Genomic DNA, 17,665 nt, shown 5'->3' on the forward strand with positions numbered 1-17,665 from the left:
AGGAGAAATCCGGGACAACACCGTGCCAACGCGCTATGCCCTGCGGCTGTGCCGCTCCGCTATGCCGACATCGGCTCGGCTCCGTCGTCGAGCGCCGCCGCCACGTCCGGGTACACGTCGAAGAGGCGCCGCACGCCCAGCGCGCCGAGGACGCGGTTCACGTGGGAGCCGTCGACCGCGCCCTGCGCGGGCAGGATCAGGCGCAGCCGGCCTTGGCAGGAGCGGATCAGGCGGCGGGCCGCGATCAGCACGCCGACGCCGCTGGAGTCGCAGAACAGGACGTCGGACAGATCGAGGACCAGGCTGTGGCGTCCGTCGGCGACCGCGTCGTGCACCTCCTGCCGCAGCGCGGGGGACGTCACGAGGTCCATCTCGCCCGACACCCGCACGACGGCCCAGTCGCCCTTCACTCCCCCGGTCACCTTGAGCGCCACGCGCCACGCCTCTCGCTCGACGGTCTCGACGGTCCTGACGAGAAGTCTTCGTGCAGCAGTTCTCGTGCAGCAGTTCCCGTCCGTCCGGAACCTGTTCTATCCGGAACCTGTCCTTACGTTTCCTCCGAGTGCGGCTGCCCGGCCGCAGTCCGATGAAACGCCGTTGCCCTCGGGCACACCTATCACATATGGCCTGAATAAGACCGAGCCGGTCACATTCGAAGCAAAGCGAAAACAGCAACCCTCTGTACGGCAAAGGGTCGTGCGCTGTCGCCGCCGCCGACTACATTCGAGTACACAGCAAGTAGTTCGGGCAGTCGGTGGGTGAGGGGGCCTCATGCCCAAGGACACTCCGTCCCGCTGGGACCGGAGGATGCAGCAGCGCCTGGCGCACGGCGAGGCCGCCGCGCTCGCGGAGCTCTACGACCGCTTCGCGTCCTTGGTGCACGGCCTGGCCCACCGCGTCCTGGACGACGAGGACGCGGCCGACCGCATCACCCGCGAGGTCTTCACCCAGCTCTGGGAGGACCCCGAGGCGTACGACCCCAAGCAGGGCCCCCTGCGCTCCTTCGTCGCCACGCTCGCCCACCGCCAGGCCGTCCAGCGGCTGCGCCAGACCGAGTCCGCCGCGCTCGTGCGCACCGGCCTCGGCACCACGGAGGATCTGGAGCGCAAGGTGCGCCGCGCGTCCGCCGCGGCCCGCGCCGACTACATCGTGACGTCGATGCCCGCACCGCTGCGCGCCGCCCTGGAGCTGGCCTACTTCCAGCGCCGTGACTACCGCCAGACCGCCGCCGACCTCGGCGTCACCGAGGACGAGGCGCGCCGCCGCCTCCGCCTCGGCCTGCAACTGCTGTCCACGGCCCACGACAGCGGCTCGCCGCCCGCGGGCTACGGGAGGCCGGCGTGAGCGGCACGAACGGCCCGGACCGCTTCGGTCCGTACGGCGACGGACCGCAGGGCCCGCGCGACAACGGCGGCGCGGCGGGCGCGCCCGCATACCGCTGCCGCGGTCCTCCGTCGAGGAAGGTGAGCGTCCGCTGCCCGATCTCCCCGAGCCCGAGCGGCCGCTCGTTCTGGAGCACCGGGTCCTCAAGTCGCTGCTCGGCGCGTGGGCGCTCGCCGCCTGCTCGCCCGCGGAGACCGCCGCCGTCGAGGACCACCTGGGCCACTGCGGCCCCTGCGCGGAGGAGGCGCTGCGGCTGCGCGACGCCGTGCTCCTGCTGCACCCCGAGGAGTCCCTGGACCTCGACCCGATGCTGCGCTCCCGCGTCCTCGAAGGCTGCCTGACCCGGCGCCCCGCCCGCATCCCCGTGCCCGCCTGGGCCCTCCCGTACGACGCGGAGACCGCACGCCTCGACGCGCTGCTCAAGGACATAGGCGACGGGGAGTGGCACGCGCCGGTGCGGCTGCGCTGGTACGCGGGCGAGGAGCAGGTCAGCCGCAGGACCACCGTCGCCGGGGTGATCGCCCACCTCACGAGCGTCGACGGCATGATCGCCCGCGCCCTCGGACTCGACGACCCGCTCGGCCCGCCGGGCTCCTCCGAGCACCCCGGCCCGGACGCGCGCACGGAGGCGTACTGGAAGGCGTCCTACTTCCCGCCGACCCGCGCGGTCCGGGTGCCCTGGCGCGACCAGGCGCACGCCCTGGTCCGCACGGTCTCCTTCGCCGGTTCGAACCCGGCGGACAGCGAGGGCTCGGGACAGCTCCCGGTCCCGTACGGGGACTTCGAGCTGCCGCTGCGCGACGCGATGGTCGACCGGGCCTTCGAGTGCTGGGTGCACGCGGGGGACATCGCGGACGCGGTGGACTATCCGTACGAGGCTCCGTCCCCGCGCCATCTGAACCGGATGATCGACCTCGCCGCCCGGATGCTCCCCGACTCGCTCGCCGCGCGCCGCCGGGCCGGGCTCGCGGCCCCCGCCCGGGAGCTGCTCCCGGCCGGTACGCCGGGGCGCAGCCTGCGCCTGGAGGTCGAGGGCGCGGGCGGCGGCGAGTGGCTGATCTCGCTCGACTCCCCCGCGGCGGTGGGCTCCGCCGAGCGGGAGGTGGCCCATGTCGCGCTGGACGGCGTGGAGTTCTGCCAGCTGGCCGCGGGGCATGTCTCCCCGGAGGAGGCGGCCGCCGGCCAGGGCGGTGACCGCGAGGCGATCAGGGACGTCCTGTCGGCGACGGCGGCACTGAGCCGGATGTAGCGGAGGGCGCCCCCGGCGGGGGCGCCCCGATCCGCGGGCCGTTCTAGGCGAAGACGACGGTCCGGCGCCCGTTCAGCAGGATGCGCCGTTCCGCGTGCCACTTGACGGCCCGTGCCAGCGCCTGGCACTCGACGTCGCGGCCGATCGCCACCAGCTGGTCCGGCGTGACGTCGTGCGCGACCCGCTCGACCTCCTGCTCGATGATCGGCCCCTCGTCGAGGTCGGCGGTCACATAGTGCGCCGTCGCGCCGATCAGCTTCACCCCGCGCGCGTGCGCCTGGTGGTACGGCTTCGCGCCCTTGAAGCTCGGCAGGAACGAGTGGTGGATGTTGATGATCCGCCCGCTGAGCTGCTTGCACAGGTCGTCCGAGAGCACCTGCATGTACCGGGCGAGCACGACCAGCTCCACGCCCTCGGCGCGGACCAGTTCCAGGACCTGCGCCTCGGCCTGCGCCTTCGTCTCCTTCGTCACCGGGATGTGGCGGAAGGGGATGTCGTACGAGGCGACCAGCTCGGCGAAGTCCGTGTGGTTCGAGACGACCGCGGCGATGTCGACGGGCAGCGCGCCGATCCGCGCGCGGAACAGCAGGTCGTTCAGGCAGTGCCCGAACTTGCTGACCATCAGGACGACCTTCATCCGGTCCGAGGCCCGGTGGATCTGCCAGTCCATCTGGAACGAGTCCCCGATCGCGGCGAAGCTGGCCCGCAGCTTCTCCACGGTGACGGGGGCGTCCGCGCTGAAGTGGACGCGCATGAAGAACAGTCCCGTGTCGTGGTCACCGAACTGCTGACTGTCCTCGATGTTGCAGCCGGTCATGAAGAGATAGCTCGACACGGCGTGCACGATGCCCTGCTTGTCGGGGCAGGAGAGGGTGAGGACGTACTGCTCAGGACCGGAAGCGGCGGCGGACTGCGGATTCATGCAGAAAAGGTTCGCACACCGCGGACCCCGGCGGTCCGCCGTCCCGAGGGCCGGACCACGCGGACCGGACCCGGGGCACCGGCCGTCAGGCCGCCCGCGTCATGATGCGCAGGACCTCCAGGGTCTGCGGCACGGCGTCGGGGTCGTCGCCGTCGCTCGTGGCGAGCCTCACATGCGCGTCGCGCGCCGCCCGCACCGCCTCGTCCCACGCCGGGTCGTCCAGATACGCGGAGACGGGGGCGTCGGGGCCGACCTGGTGCATGATCCGCAGCACCCGCAGCACGGCGGTGTCGACGAGCGCGGCCTCCTGCGAGTCCCGGAAGATCGTCCCGACGTACTTCTCGGCGGACCAGTTGTCCAGCCAGGTGTCCTCGACGAGTCGGTACACGGCGTCGGTCACGTCCCCGTAGCCGTCCACCCCTGCGAGCCATACGCCCCGCTGGAAGGACGGGTCGGAGAGCATGTGCAGCGCGGAGCGCACATTGCTGCGCCAGCGCCACCACGGCATGTCGTTGAGTGGCATGTCGCCCATCTTTGTGGAGCGACGGCCGCGGCGGGAAGACTTCTCCGAGCTTTGCACGGTCATCGATCGTACGTGCCGCGCCGCGACTCCCCGACCGACCCCCGTAATTCACCTCCGCGTCACCACGCGTCGACCACGGGTAACACGCCGGTTCGGGATGCGGCGGAATCGTGCAGGCCCATGACCGGCCGGCGCCCCACCCCGAACGAGCACGCCCCCACTCCCGCGCTCACCCCCAGTCCCCCACGCCCCGTGCGTACCGCGCGCACCCTGGCCGCCCTGGTCACGGGCGCGGCCCTGGTCACGGGGTGCGGACTGATACCCGGCACCACGGCGGGCTCCGCGGATCAGCCGATCACCGTGATGACCTGGGCCCCGGCCGACACCAAGGCCACGAACATGCCGGGCATGCCCGCCATGGCGCAGGCGTACGCGCGCTGGGTCAACGCCCACGGCGGCATCGGAGGCCACCCGCTCCGGGTCCTGACCTGCAACGACCACAACGACAGCGTGACCGCCGCCAGGTGCGCCCGCTCGGCCGTCGACCAGGGGGCCGTCGCCGTCGTCGGCTCGTACAGCCAGCACGGCCGCGCCTTCCTCTCCACCCTGGAATCGGCCGGCGTCCCCTACCTCGGCGGCTACGGGGCGAGCGACGCGGAGTTCACCAGCCCGCTGTCGTACCCGGTCAACGGCGGCCAGGCCGCGCTGCTCGCGGGCAACGGCGAACAGCTCGGCAAGCCCTGCGCCCGCACCGTCCTGGTCCGCCCCGACACCATCGCGGGCGACGAACTGTCGCCGCTGCTCAACACCGGCCTCGCCCTGGAGCACCGCCCCGCCGTCACCGACCTGCGCGTCGCCGAGGACGCCACCGACTACTCGGGCCAGGCCCGGCAGGCGCTCGGCACGGCGGGCGCCGACCCCACCGGCGACGGCTGCGTCGTGGCCGTGCTCGGCGACCGTACGGACACGTTCTTCGACTCGTTCCGGCGGATGCGCGCCGACTACCCGGCGGTGCGCACGGCGTCCGTCCTCGGCAGCGTCGACCAGTCCGAGATCAACCGCACCGGCGGCGCGAAGAGCCCGTACGAGGGCGCGTACGTGACCGGCTGGTACCCGGCGGCGGACGACGCGCGCTGGAAGCCGATGCGCCAGGTGATCAGGGAGCAGGCGTTCGGCGACAACCGCATCGACCCCGCGGACACCGGGGTCCAGACGACCTGGATCGCCTACACGATCCTGAAGCAGGTCGTCGAGTCCCTCGGCGAGGGCGAGGTGAGCGCGCGCACCGTGCGGATCGCCCTGGACAAGGGCCTGAAGGTGACCACGGGCGGCCTCACGCCGTCGCTGCGCTGGGGCTACGACCACATGTCGGCGGCCGGCGACTTCCCGCGCCTGGTCAACGCGCGGGTCTCGTTCCAGAAGGTGGAGCAGGGCCGCCTCGTCGCCACCCGCAAGGGGATGGTCGACGTGACGAACACCCTGGCGGAGGCGCCCTGACGCTCCCCGGCGCCCGGCCGCCCTACAGCTGGACGGCGGAGCGCTGGGTCAGGCCGTACGTCGTGGCGATCTGGTTCCACAGCTTCGCGGCGCGCGCCTTCTGCTGGGAGGCCGTGCCGCTCGCGGCGTCGCCCGCCCTGCGCTCCGGCGTGGGGCGGGCGTGCCCCTTGTGGCACCCCTTCTTCCCCGCGACCTGGTCGCCCCACGCGGCGTAGTGGTTGTCCGCCGACGCCGACGCCTGCCACGCCTTGGTGAGCGCGTCGGTCAGGGCGGCGTGGTCGGGGAGCTTGTCCACGGACAGGCCGCTCAGCCGGGTCACGAGGTCGGAGCGCTGCTTCGCCGCGTTCCGCAGGTTCGTCGAGGACGCCGGCAGGTCCTTGCAGGAGCCGATGCTGGCGACGGCCCGCACGACCGAGTCGCGGCTGTTGTTGGAGTCGGCGAGGAGCTTGTCCAGCTCGACCGCCTGCGCCTTGACGGGGTCGGCCGACGGCGAGGCCTGCTCGGAGGCGGGGGCGGTCGCCGAGACGTTCTTCGAGGCATCCGTGTTCTTCTCGTCGTCACCGCCGCCGCCGAGCAGGGCGCCCGCGCCGATGCCGACGATGAGGATGCCGACGCCGATCGCGGCGATCAACGGGAGTTTCGAACCGGTGCGCGCCTTGCCGCGCGACGGCGGCTCGGGCTCGTACGCGTGCTGCTGCACCGGCGGGACCATCGGGCCCTGCGGCCCCTGCGGCCCCTGGCTGTGCGGGTCGAAGCGCGGCATCTGCTGCGTGGCCGCGGCCCCGCCCTCCGGCTCCGTACGGAACAGGGCGTCGAACTCGGCCGGCGGCTGCCGGTCCTCCGGGCCGCCGGGACGCACGCCGTACGGGGCGGCGGCCTGCGGCTGCGCGGGCACCGGCGGTATGTACTGCGTGGCGTCGCTGTCCGAGACCCCGGCGCCGCCCGGCACCGCGTCGGGCAGTGGGCCCGGCAGCGGCCGGTCGACGGTCCGCCCCAGGAACTGGGTGGCGTCGGCCGCGGGCGCCTCCGGCGGCAGCGGCGAGGCGGCGACCGGGGCTATGTACTGGGTGGCGTCACCGTCGTAGCCCGCTCCGTACCCGTTCCCGTACGTGCCCTCGTAGGCGGGCGGCAGCGGCGCGGAGCGCTCCGGCGGCAGCGCCTGGGCCTGCGGCTGCTGAAGCTGATACTGCTGCTGTTGCTGCTGCGGGGGCTGCTGCTGGCCTGCGGGCTGGCCCCACTCGTACGTCGGCATCGGACCCGCGGCCTGCGCCTGCTGGGACTCGGGCCCCCACGGCTGGCCCCAGGGAGCGGCCGCGGCGGGCCCCGCCTGGTCACCGAACGTGCCCGGCAACAGGGGCTCCGAGCCGTCGGCGGGCAGCACGACGCCTTCGTGCGCCTGCCGAGCCTGCGGGTGCGGACCGTCACCGTGGCCGTTGTGGCCGCCTTGTCCGCTCTGCTGCGTCACCGGGACTCCTACGTAGGGGGGACCATCGGAATCGTCGGCTCACGCTACCGGGTTCCCGCACGCCCGTGCTACGCACCTCCTGGTGACACAGATCCCCCTGAACCCCTCCCTCCCTACGCGGCCGCCTGCAACTCCACCCGCGCCCCGAACTCCCGTACCACCGGCTCCTCCCGGAAGGGCTCCAGGCGCTCCTTGAAGTCGTCCAGGTACTCCGCCCCGCGGTTGGAGCGCACGGTGCCGAGGAGCTCCACGGCCCGAAGTCCCGTGTGACAGGCCTGTTCCACCTCGCGCTGCTGCACCTGCGCGGTGGCGAGGAGGACGAGTCCGATGGCGCGGCGGCGCGCCCGCGACTCCGGATGCCCGTCGAGCGACTCCTGCGCGCACCGTGCCGCGTCCCGGGCCTGCCCCAAGTCCCGGTGGCAGTGCGCGAGTTCGTCGGCCAGGTAGGCGTGGTCGAAGTGCGCGATCCAGACCGGGTCGTCCCCGGACCCGGACCGGCCCTCGGCCTGCTCCATCGCGGCGAGGGCCTTGCCGCTGACGGCCTGTGCGGACCGCGCGTCCCCCAGGAGCGCGTGGCCGCGCGCTTCGGCGGCGTAGAACATCGCCTCCGCGCGCGGCGTCACGCGTCCGCGCGCCCCCTCCTGAGCCGCGCGGGCGAGCTGGGCGATCTCGCGCGGGTTGCCGAGCTGCGCCGCGAGATGACTCATCGACGCGGCCAGGACGTACCCGCCGTAACCGCGGTCCCCCGCCGCCTGGGCGAGCCTGAGTGCCTGGATGTAGTAGCGCTGCGCGAGGCCCGGCTGCCCGGTGTCGACCGCCATGTATCCGGCGAGCTCCGTCAACCGCGCGACGGCGGCGAACAGGTCACGCCCCACGGCCTCCCGGTACGAACCGGCGAGCAGCCCGCTCACCACGCTGTTCAGGTAGTGCACGACGACCGGCCGCACATGACCGCTGCCGTACTGGTGGTCGAGGTCGGTCAGCGCCTGCGTCATCGCGCGCACCGCCGCCACGTCGGAGGGCCCGACCCGCGGCCCCGCGCTCCGCGCGACCTGCGAGTCCGGCACGGAGATCAGCCAGTCGCGGCTCGGCTCGACGAGCGCGGACGAGGCGACGGAGGAACCGGAGAGGAAGTCCCGCCGCCCCACGTCGCTGCGCCACAGCTCACACACCTGCTCGATGGCGCCCAGCACGGTCGGCGAGAACTGGAGCCCCACCCCGGAGGCGAGGTTCTTGCCGTTGGCCATGCCGATCTCGTCGATGGTCACCGTGCGGCCGAGCTTGCGGCCGAGGGCCTCCGCGATGATGCCGGGCGCCCGGCCGCGCGGTTGCTGCCCGCGCAGCCAGCGGGCCACGGACGTCTTGTCGTAGCGCAGGTCCAGGCCGTGCTCCGCACCACACATGTTGACCCGGCGGGCCAGGCCCGCGTTCGAGCAGCCGGCTTCCTGGATGAGCGCTTGCAGCCTTTCGTTGGGCTGTCGCGCGACGAGTGGCCGTGCGGCCATGGCGTACCCCCTGCTGTGCGCGTCGACGGTGATCGGTGGATCAATGCCCTACGGACAAACGGAAGATGCATCACGAACGGGTACGAAGCACATAACCCGCCCAGAGATCTCCCTCTCGTCCACACGGGGAGCTACCCACACCCCGCTGCCGCCTCGCCCGCGCGCCCCCGCCCATGCACCCATGCGCCCCACATGCGGGAACGATGCTCCCGCCCCACCCGCACGTGCGCCCGTAACCCCTGATGGCGGCGGGAGTTGAGAACTCCGTGGAAGAGACCATCGCAGGCACCTCGGACGTCACGTCATCCGTCAACCCCGTCACCGCGGCCGGGCAGATCCCGCAACAGCGCGGCGAATCCCTCCTCGACACGGCCGTGCGCTACGCGGAAGAACGGCACTGGGACGTGTTCCCCGGCACCTGGCTGGAGTTCGACGAGGGCGTCCAGCGCTGCTCGTGCGGCGACGTCCAGTGCGCCGCTCCCGGCGCCCACCCCGCGCGCCCCGACTGGGCGACGCAGGCGACCGGCAGCGCCACCGTCGCCCGGCGCCTGTGGTCCAAGCAGCCCAACGCGTCGATCCTGCTCCCCACGGGCCGGACGTTCGACGCGATCGACGTGCCGGAGACCGCCGGGTTCCTCGCCCTGGCCCGTATGGAGCGGATGGAGCTCACCCTCGGCCCGGTCACCTGCACGCCCGACCGGCGCATGCAGTTCTTCGTGCTCCCCGGTGCGACCCTCAAGGTCGCGGACCTCGTGCGGAAGCTGGGCTGGACCCCGGCCTCCCTCGACCTGGTGGCGCTCGGCGAGGGCGGCTTCGTCGCCGCTCCCCCGACCCGCTTCGGCAGCCAGGGCGCCGTCCAGTGGGCCTGCCGCCCGACCGCGGCGAACCGCTGGCTGCCCGACGCCGAGGAACTGATCTCCCCGCTCGCGTACGCGTGCGGGCGTGAGGGCCACCGCAAGTAGCGCCTCCGCGCCGTCGCCACCCGGCCCACGTATCGTGCCGGGATGACCGGGGAACCCGCAGCAGCCGTACGCGTCCACGACCTTTGGAAGTCCTTCGGGCAGCAGACCGCCGTGGCCGGCATTGAACTCGCCCTGCCCGCAGGCAGGTTCATCGGCCTGGTCGGCCCGAACGGCGCGGGCAAGACGACCACGCTCTCCATGATCACCGGCCTCCTCCGGCCCGACCGCGGCACGGTGCACGTCGCGGGCCACGACGTCTGGGCCGACCCGGCCGCCGTCAAGGCCCGGATCGGTGTCCTGCCGGAGGGCCTGCGCCTCTTCGAGCGTCTGTCGGGGCGTGAACTCCTCGCGTACACGGGCAGGTTGCGCGGCCTGCCCGGCGAGGAGGTCGACAGCCGGGCCGGACAGCTCCTGGACGTGCTGGACCTGGCGTCGGCCCAGCACAAACTCGTCGTCGACTACTCGACCGGCATGCGCAAGAAGATCGGCCTCGCGGCAGCTCTCCTCCACAACCCCGAAGTCCTCTTCCTGGACGAGCCGTTCGAGGGCGTCGACCCCGTCTCGGCCCAGACGATCCGCGGCGTCCTGGAGCGCTTCACCCGCTCCGGGGCGACCGTCGTCTTCTCCTCCCACGTCATGGAACTCGTCGAGTCGCTGTGCGACTGGGTCGCGGTGATGGCGGCGGGCCGCATCCGGGCGCAGGGGCCGCTGGCGGACGTGCGGGGCGGGGCGGCCTCCTTGCAGGAGGCGTTCCTTGAGCTGGTGGGGGCGCGCGGGCGCGGTGACGAGGGGGCCCTGGACTGGCTGGGCGGGGGTGCCCGCTGATGAGCGGCGACGGCCGGGCTCCTCAAGCCCCTCCGGCGATCGAGGAGCGGAGTGCGGGGCCGAGCTCCGTGACCCGCACCCTGATCCGTCTCAAGCTCGCGCTCCTGCGCAACGGCCTGCGCCAGTCCGCGGGGCGGCGCGCCGCGTACATCGCCTCCGTCGCCGCCGCGCTCCTCGTCGCCGTGCTCCAGCTCCTCGGCCTCGTCCTCCTGCACGGCACCACCCACGCGCCCACCGTCGCCGTCGTCCTCACCGCCGTCCTCGCCCTCGGCTGGGCCGTGCTGCCCCTGTTCTTCCCGAGCGGCGACGAGACCCTCGACCCGACGCGGCTCGTGATGCTGCCGCTGCGCCCCGATCCGCTCGTACGGGGCCTGCTCGTGTCGTCCCTCGTCGGGGTCGGGCCGCTGTTCACGCTCTGTCTCGCGGCCGGTTCCGGCTACGCGGTGGCGCGCGGGGCGGCGGCCGGGGTCGTCGCGGTGCTCGCGGTGCCGCTCACCGTGCTGACCTGCGTCGCCCTCGCCCGTACGGTGGCCGCCGCCAACACCCGGCTGCTCACCAGCCGCAAGGGGCGCGACCTCGCCGTCCTGAGCGGTCTCGTCATCGCGATCGGCGCGCAGCTCGTCAACTTCGGCGCGCAGCGGCTCGGTTCGGCCGGTGGCGTCGGCGCGCTCGACCCGGTGGCCGACGTGCTGCGCTGGGTGCCGCCCGCCTCGGCGATCGGGGCGGTCGCGGCGACCGGCGAGGGCTCGTACGGCACGGCGGTCATCCAGCTCGTGCTCTGCGTGGCGGCCCTGGCGGGTCTGCTCGTCCTGTGGCGGCGGGCGCTCACCCGCCTCATGACGGCGCCGGACGGCTCGACGCTCCAGGCCGCCGAGCCCACCCGCGGGCGGCGCGAGCCGAGCGGCCGCCGGCTGTTGCCGTCCGGCCGCACCGGCACCGTCATGGAGCGCAGCCTGCGCTACGTGTGGCGCGACCCCAAGACGAAGGCCGCCTGGGTGACGTCCCTGGCCATCGGCCTGATCGTCCCCGTCTTCAACGCCCTCCAGGGCACCGGCTCCGTCTACTTCGCGTGCTTCGCCGCCGGGATGCTCGGCATCCAGATGTACAACCAGTTCGGGCAGGACACGTCCGCGTTCTGGATGGTGGCGATGACGATCGCGTCGCCGCGGGACGCGTACGTCGAACTGCGCGCCCGCGCCCTGGCGTTGCTGGTGATCACGCTTCCGTACGCGACCCTGGTCACGCTCGTCACGACCGCGATGCTCGGCGCGTGGGGCGATCTGGCGGAGGTGCTCGGGATCTCCTTCGCGCTGCTCGGGGCGATGCTCGCGACCGGCGCCTGGTCCTCGGCGCGCTTCCCGTACTCGATCCCGCAGGAGGGCTACAAGAACGTCGCGCCGGGGCAGGCGGGCCTCGCCTGGATCTCGATCTTCGGCGGGATGGTCGCGGCGGCCCTGCTCTGCGCCCCCGTCCTCGCCCTGGCGATCGGCCTGCACGCGACGGGCGCGGACGCCTGGAGCTGGCTGCTGCTGCCGGTCGGCGCGGCGTACGGCGCGGCGGTGACGCTGCTCGGCCTGCGTATGGCGGCTCCGCGCACGGCGGCGCGGCTGCCGGAGATCCTGACGGCGGTCAGCAAGGGCTAGGGCTCGCCTGAGTGGGACCGTCCGACATCCCGGCGGCGCGCGCGTGGGCGCGAGGCCGCGTCGGCGCCTGAACGCAGGCGACCCGCGAGCCGTGGTTCCTTCCGTGCGAGACGGTCGGAAGCCGGCCGGACGTACCGGCGGCTCGCGGGTCGGGTGACTGCTGTGGGAATAGGGCCGGCTGCACGCATGACACACGTGCTGGTCCGGCGCCGAATCCGAGATGCGACGTCGGGCCGCTAGCCCGCAGTCACCTCACGCGTCCGGTTCTCATACATCTGCCGAACCACCTCCCTTCTCGTGTACGAGCCACCCTAGGAAGGCTCCGGGCACCCTTCAACCGATTTACGCGCGAGGGCGCATGCTGGGGGTGTGCGCTTATCGGATTCCAGGAAGTTGACCGAAGTCCGTGTGGGATGCGTCACGTTCGAGTTGAATGATCTGGAGGACATCGTCGCGCCGACACAGCCTGCAGGGGGTTCCAGGTGAGTGCTTCCCGGCGTAGTGGGACCGCTGACGCGCTCGGGCCGGACGAGCCCGAGCGGGACGGGGCCGATCTGCTGGCCGCGTTGCTGGACGGGATGGACGCCGCGCTGTGCGCCTTCGACGCCGATGGGGTCGTGACCCATTGGAACCGGGAGGCCGAGCGGATCCTGGGCTGGTCGGCGGCGGAGGCGGTCGGGCGGACCGGGTTCGCGGGCTGGGCCGTGCGGTCCGCCGACGCGGACGAGGTGCAGGGCCGGATTCTCGCGGCGATGCACGCGCCGGGCCGGCAGGTCAACGAGTTCGCGCTCGTCACCAAGGACGGCGGCCGGATCCTCGTCCGCACCCAGTCCGCCGCCGTGCGCGGCCCCGACGGGAAGCCCGCGGGGGTGTACTGCGCCTTCAGCGAGGTGCACACGCAGATCGACCTGGAGCGGTCGATCGCGCTGAGCGAGGCCCTGTTCGAGGACGCGGCGTGGGGGGTCGTGCTGGTCGACGCCGACCTGCGCCCCGCGGTGGTCAACGCGCACGCGGCGCGGGCCCTCGGCTCCGGGCGCACCGCCGTACTGGGGCGCCCGCTGGGGGACTTGATCGCGCAGGGCGTCGAGGAACTGGAGAGCGCGCTGGCGCACGTGCTGGCGGAGGGCGCTCCGCCGTCGCCGATGGAGGTGTGGGTCACGCTGCGGCTGCCGGAGGGCCGGCAGGAGCGGCGGTGCTGGCGGAGCGGGTTCGTGCGCCTGGCCTCGCCGTTGACGGAGGAGCCGGTACCGCTCGGCGTCGGCTGGCTCTTCCAGGACGTGACCGAGGCGAAGCAGTCGGAGCAGGAGGCGGCTCAACTCCGTTTCCGTGGGCTCCAGTTGCATCGGGCGGCGCGGGCCGCCGCGGAGTGCGAGGACCCGGCCGAGGCGGCGACGGTGCATCTGGACTTCGCGCTGGCCGGGTTCGCCGACCACGCGCTGATCGACCTGGTGACGGACGAGGAGCCGCTGCGTCTGGTGCGGGCCGCCGCGACGCCCTCGGGGGCGCCCGGCGCGAGTCTGCTGCTGATGCGGGGCGCGCTGCCCGTGCGGTACACCGAGGGGCATCCGGCGTTGCAGTGCGTGGCGCGGGCCGGTTCCGTACGGGCCGCCGCCGCGGACGGGACCGCGGCGGCGACCTGGGCGGCGGACCGGCAGTGGCCCGAGGGCTCCGTGTTCGGGCTGTGCGCGGTGCTGCGCAGCCGGGGACGGACGCTCGGGGTGGTGACGTTCCTGCGCGGGGCGAGCCGGGCCGCGTTCGAGCGCGGGGACGCGACGTACGCGGAGAGTGTCGCCGTGCGGATCGCGGCCGCGGTGGACCTGGCGCTGGTGACGTCGCCCGGCCGCTGAGCGTCCGCCCGCGAGGGGCTCAGCGGCGGTAGAAGATGCGGTCGGCGTACTCGTCGAAGACCCGGTCGTTCCACGCGAGGCCGCCGTCCACGTTCCCGGAGCGCAGCAGCGGGGGCTGGATGCCGCGGTCGGCGAGGGTGGCGGCGCAGGTGGCCAGGGTGGACTGCATCAGGGCGCTGGTGGTGACGGTGGAGGCCGAGGCGAAGGGCGCGTCGACACCCTCGTAGGAGAGCTCCGCGTCGCCGACGTCGATCTTCGAGTCGAGGACGACGTCGCAGTGGTCGCGCAGGTACGTGCCGGAGGAGTGCCGGGACTTCGGGGCGTCGGGTCCTGTGGCGTAGGCGAGGGAGGTCACGCCGATGACTTTCATCCCGAGGGCGCGGGCGGCCATGGCCATCTCCACGGGCAGGGCGTTGCGGCCGGAGAGGGAGATGATCACCAGCGCGTCACCGGCCCGCGCGGGGCTGGAGTGGAGGACCGCCGTGGCGAGGCCGTCGACCCGCTCCAGGGCGGAGCCGAGGGTGGCCGGCATGACGTCGACGCCGACGGCGCCGGGCACGGCGAGCAGGTTCATCAGGGCGAGGCTGCCGGCGCGGTAGACGACGTCCTGCGCGGCGAGCGAGGAGTGACCGGCGCCGAACGCGAAGAGGCGGCCACCCGCGGCGACGGTGTCGGCGAGCAGCTCGCCCGCGGCGGCGACGGTGTCCAGCTCCTCGTCGCGGACCCGCTGGAGCAGGGCGATCGCGGCGTCGAGGTACTGCGCGGCCGGCGTGCTGGTGCGGTCGGTCATCGGCGTGGCCCCTCGGATCCTGTGGGTCGTGACGCTCTGTGTCGCGGATCACCGTGCGGTCTGGACCAGGGCCCTGTCAATACGGTCCGGGGCCGCGTCGGGGCGCGCTTTCCCTGGCGCGGCACGGTTGTCAGCGGTATGCGTCAGAATTGGGGGCAGGGCCAGCGCACGAGCGACGCGGTGAGCGAGCAGACGCTGCCGCGGAGCCAGAGAGCTACACGAGGGGCACGTATGTCCGGATTGATCGACACCACGGAGATGTACCTCCGCACCATCCTCGAGCTCGAGGAGGAAGGTGTGGTCCCCATGCGCGCCCGGATCGCCGAGCGGCTCGACCAGAGCGGTCCGACGGTCTCGCAGACCGTGGCCCGTATGGAGCGGGACGGCCTGGTGGCCGTGGCCGCCGACCGGCACCTGGAGCTGACGGACGAGGGGCGCCGCCTCGCCACCCGCGTGATGCGCAAGCACCGGCTCGCCGAGTGTCTGCTCGTGGACGTGATCGGCCTGGAGTGGGAGCAGGTGCACGCCGAGGCCTGCCGCTGGGAGCACGTGATGAGCGAGGCCGTGGAGCGCCGCGTCCTCGAACTGCTCCGTCACCCGACGGAGTCGCCGTACGGGAACCCGATCCCGGGTCTGGAGGAGCTGGGCGAGAAGGACGGGGCGGACCCCTTCCTCGACGAGGGCATGGTCTCGCTCGCCGAGCTGGACGCGGGGACGGACGGCAAGACGGTCGTCGTACGGCGCATCGGTGAGCCGATCCAGACGGACGCGCAGTTGATGTACACGCTGCGCCGGGCGGGCGTGCAGCCCGGTTCGGTGGTCAGCGTGACGCAGTCGCCGGGCGGGGTCCTGGTGGGCAGCAGCGGCGAGGCGGCCGAGCTGGAGGCGGACGTGGCGTCGCACGTGTTCGTGGCCAAGCGCTGACCCCGTCTGACGTCCGTCGTTCCCTGACGGGCGTCAACTGCTGTGGTGCGCGGGAAAGTTGAACTATCTCGGTGTATCCGGCACGTTCGCACAGAAAGCAAGATTCACTGTGCGGAATCGCAGCGGTCGGGCGCTTTGCGTGCCAGGCTGTCGCGTGAGGCATATGACCGGAGGGGGCCAGCGATGGACCGGCCGTTCGGGGTGCGACGCAGGCGGGGGCCACAGACAGCAGAGGGCCCCGGCGCCTTGCGGCGCCGGGGCCTGTCCTCCCCTGTTCCGACCCGGAGCCCCGAGCTCCCAGGGTCGATCCCCTCGGACCGTTTTCCCCGAGCGGTCCGCCTCCCGCTGAAGAGATCCCCTCGGCGGCGCCGGTCATTCCTTGAGCGTTGTCACTCGTACGAGGGGTGTTGCCGGAGAGCACCACGCTTTCGAAAAAGGGTTCGATAGCGTGCGCGGGTACGCGACTGCAGGCGCGACCACAAGGGGGTGCCAGGGCCTATGGCACGGCGCATCGACGTGACCGGAGCGGGCGGGGTCCGCCTGGCGGCCTGGGAGTTCGCCGACCCGCCCAAGACGGGCGAGGCGGGCCGCTCGCCAGGGGTCCTGTTATTGCACGGCCTGATGGGCCGGGCGTCCCATTGGGCCGGCACGGCGCGCTGGCTCGCCGAGCGGCACCGCGCAGTGGCGCTCGACCAGCGCGGGCACGGCCAGAGCGACAAGCCTCCGCAGGGCCCCTTCGACCGCGAGGCGTACGTGCTCGACGCGGAGGCGGCGCTGGTGCAGCTGGGGCTGGAGCCGGCCGTGCTGATCGGGCACTCGATGGGCGCGCTGACCGCCTGGCAGCTGGCCGCGCGCCGACCCGACCTCGTCCGGGGCCTGGTGATCTGCGACATGCGGGCCTCGGCGCTCGGCGCCGCCTCCCAGCGGGAGTGGGAGGACTGGTTCAAGGCGTGGCCGCTGCCGTTCGCGACGCTGGCCGACGTCCGGAAGTGGTTCGGCGAGGACGACCCGTGGGTGGAGCGGCCCAATCCGGCGCGGGGCGAGTTCTACGCGGAGGTCATGACCGAGTCCACGGACGGCTGGCGTCCGGTGTTCTCCCGGCGCCAGATGCTGGCGGCCCGGTCGACGTGGGTCTACGACGCGCACTGGGAGGAGCTCTCCGCCGTGCAGTGCCCGTCGCTGGTGGTGCGGGGGCTCGACGGGGAGCTGGGCCGGGCGGAGGCGCAGGAGATGGTCCGGGTGCTGCCGCGCGGGCAGTACGCGGAGGTGGCCGACGCGGGGCATCTCGTGCACTACGACCAGCCGGAGGCCTGGCGGGCGGCGATCGAACCGTTCCTGGACGGGGTGCTGGCCGAGCTCTAGCGGGGCCGGGCCGGTCGCGCGGGTCCCCGCGCCCCTGGAGGCGTGCGCCGCGCGCCCGTCCCCCTCAGGGGCTGAGGCGCTCCACCCGCCAGCCCGGGTCCGCGCGGACGTAGCGCAGGCGGTCGTGGAGGCGGTTCTCCCTGCCCTGCCAGAACTCGACCGTGCGGGGCGTGATCCGGAAACCGCCCCAGTGCGGCGGCACGGGGACCGTCGAGCCGGGCGGGTGACGGCGGGCCAACTCCTCGTACGCCGTGTCGAGTTCGGTCCGTGACGCGAGCACGGACGACTGCGCGCTGGCCCACGCCCCGAGCTGCGACCCGTACGGCCGGGAGTGGAAGTACTCCTCGGTCTCCTGCCGTGACGTGCGCGCCGCCGTCCCCGTGACGAGGACCTGCCGGCTCGCCGGGTGCCAGGGGAACAGGAGCGCGATGTGCGGGTTCGCCCCGAGGTCCTGGGCCTTGCGGGAGCCGTAGTTGGTGTAGAAGACGAAGCCCTCGTCGTCGTACGACTTGAGCAGCACCGTGCGGGAGCTGGGGCGGCCCTCGGCGTCGGCCGTGGAGACGACCATGGCGTTCGGCTCGGGCAGCGCGGAACCGGGTGCCGCCGCCTGCTTGAACCAGCGGGTGAACTGTTCCATCGGATGCGGGGCGAGATCGGACTCCAGGAGGCCGCCGTCGTGCGTGCGGTACTGCTCGCGCATGGCGGCGGGGTCGGGCTGCGGGTCCGGCTCGGGACTCTCGTGGGCGCTCACGGCGTCATCCTGCCGGA

The 17,665-nt window shown here is 73.2% G+C and carries 16 protein-coding genes; 9 read left to right on the forward strand and 7 right to left on the reverse strand.

The window, feature by feature from the left end:
• Positions 1-59 precede the first annotated feature (59 nt).
• Positions 60-434, reverse strand: coding sequence for an STAS domain-containing protein (locus tag V2W30_RS17560; protein ID WP_338697684.1), 375 nt, complete (start codon positions 432-434; stop codon positions 60-62).
• A 337-nt stretch (positions 435-771) separates the two neighbouring features.
• Here V2W30_RS17560 and V2W30_RS17565 point away from each other — a divergent pair, with 337 nt between their 5' ends.
• The gene (locus V2W30_RS17565; protein WP_338697686.1) at positions 772-1,344 is read left to right on the forward strand and encodes a sigma-70 family RNA polymerase sigma factor; all 573 of its coding nucleotides are present in this window, start codon (positions 772-774) and stop codon (positions 1,342-1,344) included.
• Between the two features lie 88 nt (positions 1,345-1,432).
• The gene (locus V2W30_RS17570; protein WP_338703656.1) at positions 1,433-2,632 is read left to right on the forward strand and encodes a zf-HC2 domain-containing protein; all 1,200 of its coding nucleotides are present in this window, start codon (positions 1,433-1,435) and stop codon (positions 2,630-2,632) included.
• A gap of 43 nt (positions 2,633-2,675) precedes the next feature.
• Here V2W30_RS17570 and purU read toward each other — a convergent pair whose 3' ends face one another.
• Positions 2,676-3,554 carry a formyltetrahydrofolate deformylase gene (gene purU / locus V2W30_RS17575; RefSeq protein WP_338697688.1) on the reverse strand — a complete coding sequence of 293 codons (879 nt, stop codon included), beginning with the start codon at positions 3,552-3,554 and terminating at the stop codon, positions 2,676-2,678.
• Between the two features lie 85 nt (positions 3,555-3,639).
• On the reverse strand, positions 3,640-4,140 hold the full coding sequence (locus tag V2W30_RS17580; RefSeq protein ID WP_338697690.1) for an SCO4402 family protein: 501 nt from the start codon (positions 4,138-4,140) through the stop codon (positions 3,640-3,642).
• Positions 4,141-4,257: 117 nt separating this feature from the next.
• Here V2W30_RS17580 and V2W30_RS17585 point away from each other — a divergent pair, with 117 nt between their 5' ends.
• The gene (locus tag V2W30_RS17585) at positions 4,258-5,574 is read left to right on the forward strand and encodes an ABC transporter substrate-binding protein (RefSeq protein ID WP_338697692.1); all 1,317 of its coding nucleotides are present in this window, start codon (positions 4,258-4,260) and stop codon (positions 5,572-5,574) included.
• Positions 5,575-5,596: 22 nt separating this feature from the next.
• Here the strand turns inward: V2W30_RS17585 and V2W30_RS17590 are convergent, their stop codons facing one another.
• Together V2W30_RS17590 and V2W30_RS17595 are read right to left on the reverse strand one after the other, a co-directional pair.
• Positions 5,597-6,955, reverse strand: coding sequence for a hypothetical protein (locus V2W30_RS17590; RefSeq protein ID WP_338703657.1), 1,359 nt, complete (start codon positions 6,953-6,955; stop codon positions 5,597-5,599).
• Positions 6,956-7,152: 197 nt separating this feature from the next.
• Complete coding sequence (locus V2W30_RS17595) at positions 7,153-8,544, reverse strand: transcriptional regulator (protein WP_338697694.1); 1,392 nt, start codon at positions 8,542-8,544, stop codon at positions 7,153-7,155.
• 242 nt (positions 8,545-8,786) lie between these two features.
• Between V2W30_RS17595 and V2W30_RS17600 the strand changes: the two genes are divergently transcribed.
• From V2W30_RS17600 to V2W30_RS17615, 4 genes are all read left to right on the forward strand, one after another.
• Positions 8,787-9,506, forward strand: a complete 720-nt coding sequence (locus tag V2W30_RS17600; protein WP_425244550.1) for a bifunctional DNA primase/polymerase — start codon at positions 8,787-8,789, stop codon at positions 9,504-9,506.
• A gap of 42 nt (positions 9,507-9,548) precedes the next feature.
• On the forward strand, positions 9,549-10,331 hold the full coding sequence (locus V2W30_RS17605; RefSeq protein WP_338697697.1) for an ABC transporter ATP-binding protein: 783 nt from the start codon (positions 9,549-9,551) through the stop codon (positions 10,329-10,331).
• On the forward strand, positions 10,331-11,974 hold the full coding sequence (locus V2W30_RS17610; protein ID WP_338697698.1) for a transporter: 1,644 nt from the start codon (positions 10,331-10,333) through the stop codon (positions 11,972-11,974). Before V2W30_RS17605 ends, V2W30_RS17610 begins: the two co-directional genes overlap by 1 nt.
• A gap of 482 nt (positions 11,975-12,456) precedes the next feature.
• Positions 12,457-13,821, forward strand: coding sequence for a PAS domain-containing protein (locus V2W30_RS17615; RefSeq protein ID WP_338697700.1), 1,365 nt, complete (start codon positions 12,457-12,459; stop codon positions 13,819-13,821).
• Between the two features lie 19 nt (positions 13,822-13,840).
• Here V2W30_RS17615 and V2W30_RS17620 read toward each other — a convergent pair whose 3' ends face one another.
• Positions 13,841-14,611: an SIS domain-containing protein gene (locus V2W30_RS17620; RefSeq protein WP_338697702.1), complete on the reverse strand. Its 771-nt coding sequence runs from the start codon at positions 14,609-14,611 to the stop codon at positions 13,841-13,843.
• Between the two features lie 231 nt (positions 14,612-14,842).
• Between V2W30_RS17620 and V2W30_RS17625 the strand changes: the two genes are divergently transcribed.
• Positions 14,843-15,535 carry a metal-dependent transcriptional regulator gene (locus V2W30_RS17625; protein WP_338697704.1) on the forward strand — a complete coding sequence of 231 codons (693 nt, stop codon included), beginning with the start codon at positions 14,843-14,845 and terminating at the stop codon, positions 15,533-15,535.
• A 498-nt stretch (positions 15,536-16,033) separates the two neighbouring features.
• Entirely contained in the window at positions 16,034-16,897 is an 864-nt protein-coding gene (locus V2W30_RS17630) for an alpha/beta hydrolase (RefSeq protein ID WP_338697706.1), read from the forward strand.
• A gap of 64 nt (positions 16,898-16,961) precedes the next feature.
• Here V2W30_RS17630 and pdxH read toward each other — a convergent pair whose 3' ends face one another.
• A complete protein-coding gene (gene pdxH / locus V2W30_RS17635) occupies positions 16,962-17,597 on the reverse strand; it encodes a pyridoxamine 5'-phosphate oxidase (RefSeq protein ID WP_338703658.1) in 636 nt (211 codons plus the stop codon).
• Positions 17,598-17,665 lie beyond the last annotated feature (68 nt).

This window comes from Streptomyces sp. Q6 (genome assembly GCF_036967205.1).
Taxonomy (GTDB): Bacteria; Actinomycetota; Actinomycetes; order Streptomycetales; family Streptomycetaceae; genus Streptomyces; species Streptomyces citrinus.